The organism is Streptomyces sp. ATLC9 (assembly GCF_057196705.1).
In genome coordinates this window covers 1-4774 of record NZ_JBXUOY010000344.1, presented here as the reverse complement: position 1 = coordinate 4774, position 4774 = coordinate 1, and the positions used below count along the sequence as shown (strand labels likewise).

General features: G+C 74.3%; 4 protein-coding genes and 1 pseudogene. 3 read left to right on the top strand and 2 right to left on the bottom strand.

Annotated elements, in window-relative coordinates; translation table 11 throughout:
* Window positions 1–297: 297 nt before the first annotated feature.
* The 3 genes from AC2CJA_RS24195 (at window position 298) to moeZ (ending at window position 3212) form a co-directional block, all read left to right on the top strand.
* Complete coding sequence (locus tag AC2CJA_RS24195) at window positions 298–1218, top strand: NAD-dependent epimerase/dehydratase family protein (RefSeq protein ID WP_484604803.1); 921 nt, start codon at window positions 298–300, stop codon at window positions 1216–1218.
* The gene (locus tag AC2CJA_RS24190) at window positions 1206–1970 is read left to right on the top strand and encodes a spherulation-specific family 4 protein (protein ID WP_484604802.1); all 765 of its coding nucleotides are present in this window, start codon (window positions 1206–1208) and stop codon (window positions 1968–1970) included. Before AC2CJA_RS24195 ends, AC2CJA_RS24190 begins: the two co-directional genes overlap by 13 nt.
* Before the next feature lie 63 nt (window positions 1971–2033).
* Complete coding sequence (gene moeZ, locus AC2CJA_RS24185; RefSeq protein WP_484604801.1) at window positions 2034–3212, top strand: adenylyltransferase/sulfurtransferase MoeZ; 1179 nt, start codon at window positions 2034–2036, stop codon at window positions 3210–3212.
* A 52-nt stretch (window positions 3213–3264) separates the two neighbouring features.
* Here moeZ and AC2CJA_RS24180 read toward each other — a convergent pair.
* Window positions 3265–4008: pseudogene (locus AC2CJA_RS24180) on the bottom strand (ABC transporter permease); the annotation flags it as partial.
* A complete protein-coding gene (modA, locus tag AC2CJA_RS24175; protein ID WP_484604804.1) occupies window positions 4005–4751 on the bottom strand; it encodes a molybdate ABC transporter substrate-binding protein in 747 nt (248 codons plus the stop codon). The gene modA and the pseudogene AC2CJA_RS24180, both read right to left, overlap by 4 nt.
* Window positions 4752–4774: the final 23 nt, after the last annotated feature.

The following is a 4774-nucleotide window of genomic DNA, read 5'->3' as shown; positions in this document are numbered from 1 at the left end:
CGGCGTTCCCGGGCCGCCTGGTGGAGGCGCCGGCCGCCGCCTGGGGGCCGGCGGCCGTGTCCGCCGCGGCCTGCGCCTGCGCGGCCCTGGTCCTGTCGGCGTTCGCCGCCTCCCGCCTCACCGGCGCGTCCGCCCACCACCGGGAGGAGCCGTGACCCGGTATCCGGCCCTTCCCTCCCTCGACCTCCTCCGCCGGCGCGCACCCCCTCGCGCGCCGCGCACCATCGAACAAGGAGCACACCCGATGACCGTTTTGCGTGCCACCGGCGTCACCGCAGCAGTGCGGGGGGACGCCCGATGAGAGTCCTGCTGATCGGTGCGAACGGATACCTCGGCCGCCATGTGGCCGACCGCCTGCTCGCCGACCCCGCCGTCCAGCTCACCGCGCTGGGCCGGGGCGACGACGCCGACGTCCGCTTCGACCTGTCCACCGGCAGCCCCGGAGCGCTCACCCGTTTCCTGGACGCGGTCCACCCCGGCGTCGTCGTCAACTGCGCCGGCACCACCCGCGGCGGCGCACGGGACCTGATCCGGCACAACACCGTGGCCACCGCCACCGTCTGCGAGTCGCTGCGCCGCAGCGGCTGCGGGGCCCGGCTGGTCCATCTGGGCTGCGCCGCCGAGTACGGACCCTCCCCGGCCGGCTCCTCCACCGGAGAGGACGCGGTGCCGCGGCCCGGCAGTCCGTACGGCGTCAGCAAGCTCGCCGCCAGCGAGCTGGTGCTGGGCTCCGGGCTGGACGCCATCGTGCTGCGCGTCTTCTCCCCGGTCGGCCCCGGCACCCCCACCGGTTCGCCGCTGGGACGGCTGGCGGAGGCGATGCGCCGGGTGATGCAGCAGGGCGACGGGGAGCTCAGGCTGGCCGGACTGGCCGTCCAGCGCGACTTCGTGGACGTGCGGGACGTGGCCAGGGCGGTGCACGCCGCCGCCCTGTCGGCCGCGCAGGGCGTGGTCAACATCGGCTCCGGCCGCGCGGTGCGGCTGCGCGAGGCGGTCTCCGTGCTGGGCCGGGTGGCCGGCCACACCGGCGGGGTGCAGGAGATGGACGACCAGCACGCGGCGGGCGGCGGCCCGCAGGCGCCCCCGTACCCCGACGGCTGCGGCCTCTGGCAGCAGGCGGATGTGCGCAGCGCGCGCGACCGGCTCGGGTGGCGGCCCCGGATCGGCCTGGAGGAGTCGCTCGCGGACATCTGGATGGAGGCGGCATGCCGTATCTGACCGGTTCCGGCCGGCGCAGTCCGGTCGCCTCGGCGTCCGGCCGCCTCGGCGTCGGGGTGCCCGGCTACGCGCACCCGATGGTGGCGCCCGTGGAGTGGGCCGAGCTGACCCGCCCGGGCGCGCCGGTGCACTGGGCGGTCCTCGACGTGGCCCGCGGGCCGGGGGAGCGCTCCGACCCGTACTGCGCGGCGGCGGCCGCCGAGCTGCGTGAGGCCGGGGTGCGCGTGCTGGGCCGTGTGGACCTGCGGCACGGCACCCGCGACTTCGGCCCGCTGGTCCACGACGCGCACCGCTTCCTCGACTGGTACGGGGTGGACGGCTTCTATCTGGACCGCTGCCCGGGCGACCGCGCCGCCCTGCCGGAGGTATGCCGGGTGACGGCCGCGCTGCGAGCCCTGGGCGGGGGCGCCCACATCGTCCTCGGGCACGGCACCCATCCCTTCGCCGGCTACGCGGAGGCGGGCGACCAGCTCGTGACGTTCTCCGGGGCGTGGGCGGACTACCGCTGGTCGCAGGTGGCCGAGTGGACGGCGGACCACCCGCCGGAACGCTTCTGCCACCTGGTGCACGGGGTGCCGCGCACCCATCTGGAGGAGGCGGTGCGCATCGCGCGCTGGCAGGGGGCGGGCACCGTCTGGTTCACCGACCGCACCCGCCGCGGGCGCCGGGGGGAGGCCATGGACCCCTGGGAGGCCGTGCCCGGCTACTGGGACGACATCGTCTCGCGTCTCGGACCGGGTGTCTCGGAATGAGACCGGGCGTGGCAGTGTTACCGAAGGAACAACCGTCCACCGACCAACCCTGTTGAGGTCTCCGTGTCGCTGCCACCCCTGGTCGAACCGGCCTCCGAGCTCACTGTCGACGAGGTCCGCAGATACTCCCGTCACCTGATCATCCCGGACGTCGGGATGGACGGGCAGAAGCGTCTGAAGAACGCCAAGGTGCTCTGCGTGGGCGCGGGCGGCCTCGGCTCGCCCACCCTGATGTACCTGGCGGCCGCCGGTGTGGGCACGCTCGGCATCATCGAGTTCGACGAGGTCGACGAGTCCAACCTCCAGCGCCAGGTCATCCACAGCCAGGCGGACATCGGCCGGCCCAAGGCCGAGTCCGCGCGGGACACGGTGCTCGGGATCAACCCGTACGTGAAGGTCAACCTCCACACCGAGCGGCTGGACTCCTCCAACGTGATGGAGATCTTCGCCGGCTACGACCTGATCGTGGACGGCACCGACAACTTCGCCACCCGCTACCTGGTCAACGACGCCTGCGTACTGCTGAAGAAGCCGTACGTATGGGGCTCGATCTACCGCTTCGACGGCCAGGCGTCGGTCTTCTGGTCCGAGCACGGGCCGTGCTACCGCTGCCTGTACCCCGAGCCCCCGCCGCCGGGCATGGTCCCGAGCTGCGCCGAGGGCGGCGTGCTGGGCGTGCTGTGCGCGTCCGTCGGTTCGATCCAGACCACCGAGGCGATCAAGCTCCTGGCGGGCATCGGCGAGCCGCTGCTCGGCCGCCTGATGATCTACGACGCCCTGGAGATGACCTACCGTCAGGTCAAGGTCCGCAAGGACCCCGAGTGCGCGGTCTGCGGCAAGAACCCGACGGTCACCGAGCTGATCGACTACGAGGCGTTCTGCGGTGTGGTCTCCGACGAGGCCCAGCAGGCCGCGATGGGCTCGACCATCACCCCGCAGCAGCTCAAGGCGTGGATCGACGAGGGCGAGGACATCGACATCATCGATGTCCGCGAGCCCAACGAGTACGAGATCGTCTCCATCCCGGGCGCGCGCCTGATCCCGAAGAACGAGTTCCTGATGGGCAACGCGCTGGGCGAACTCTCCCAGGACAAGCGGATCGTCCTGCACTGCAAGACGGGCGTCCGCAGTGCGGAAGTCCTCGCGGTCCTGAAGAACGCGGGCTTCTCCGACGCCGTCCACGTCGGTGGCGGCGTCGTCGGCTGGGTCACCCAGATCGAGCCGGAGAAGCCGGTCTACTGACGCCGCGGCGGCCGGTGAACCGGCGCCCGCGAACGGGCGCCGGGCGAACGTACGCGGCGGCCGGGTCCTGCTGGAGGAGCAGGTAGACCTGGAGCGGCAGGGTCTGGGTGACCCCCGGCAGGTTGCCCGCGAAGGTGATCGTCGCGCCGAACTCGCCCAGTGCCCGCGCCCAGCACAGCGCGGCGCCCGCCGCCAGGGAGGGCGCCACCATCGGCAGGGTGACGTACCGCAGGGTCTGGGGAAGGGTCGCGCCCATGGTGGCGGCTGCCTCCTCGTAACACGGGTCGATCCCGGCCAGCGCCCCCTCCAGACCGATGACCAGGAACGGCATCGCCACGAAGGCCGCGGCGACCACCGCGCCCGCGGTGGAGAACGGCAGCGTCACCCCCACCGCCTCCAGCGGTCCGCCCAGCAGACCGCCGCGGCCGAAGCCGCGCAGCAGGGCGACGCCCGCCACGGTCGGCGGCAGCACCATCGGCAGCAGTACCAGGGAGCGCACCAGGGCCTTGCCGGGGAAGTCGGTGCGGGCCAGCAGCCACGCCAGCGGCACGCCCAGGACGAGTGAGAGCAGCAGGGCGAGGACGGAGACCAGCAGGGACAGCACCAGCGCCCGTACCACGTCGGGCGAGGAGAGCTGCCCGGCCAGGTCCCGCCAGGGCGTGTGGGCCACCACCCCGGCCAGGGGCACGGCGAGGAAGGCCGCCGCCAGCGCGGCAGGAGCGCCGAGCGCGGCGGGTGTGCGGATGCGCGCGCCGGGCGCGCGGTCGCGTACGGGGGGTGCGGTGCGGTGGTTCACGGCAGCGTGAAACCGGCTTCCCGCAGCAGACGGCGGGCCGGTTCGGAGCCCAGCCAGGTGATGACGTCCGTGGCCCGCCCGGGATGGGCGGCGTCCTTCAGCGGCGCGGCGGGGTAGCGCACGGCGGAGCCGCCGGGCACGGGCACGGCTTCCACACGGCCTCCGGCGGCCGCGGCGTCGGTGGCGTACACCAGCCCGGCGTCCGCCTCGCCCAGCTCCACCTTGCTCAGCACGGCCCGCACGCTCAGCTCCCGGGAGACCGGGCGCACGGTGACGCCGTGCCGCTCCAGCAGCCGCTGCCCGTACCGCCCGGCGGGCACCTCGGGGGCGGCGAGCACCACCTTCACCTCCTCGCGGGCGAGGTCGCCCGGTGATCCGACGCCCAGGGGGTTGCCGGGGGCGGTGGCGATGACGAGCCGGTTGCGGGCGATCACGGTGGACGGGCCGGTGAAGTCCCGCAGGGACCCCATCGTCGCGGTGTCGGCGGTGACGACCAGATCGGCGGGCGCGCCCTGGCGGATCTGCGCGGCCAGCTCCTGGGAGCCGGCGAAGGACAGGCGCAGCCGTACGCCGGGGTGCTCCTCCTGGTAGGCGGCGCCCGCCTCGGTGAGGACGTCGGTGAGGGAGGAGGCCGCCAGGACCGTCACGGTGGCCGTCCGTCCGCCGTCGCCGGTGCGGCCGAGAGCGCCGCCTCCGCAGGCCGCCGTCAGGGCGGCCAGCGCGAGGAGGACGGCCGGCAGCAGGGCGGCCGTCCCGACGCCGGCCG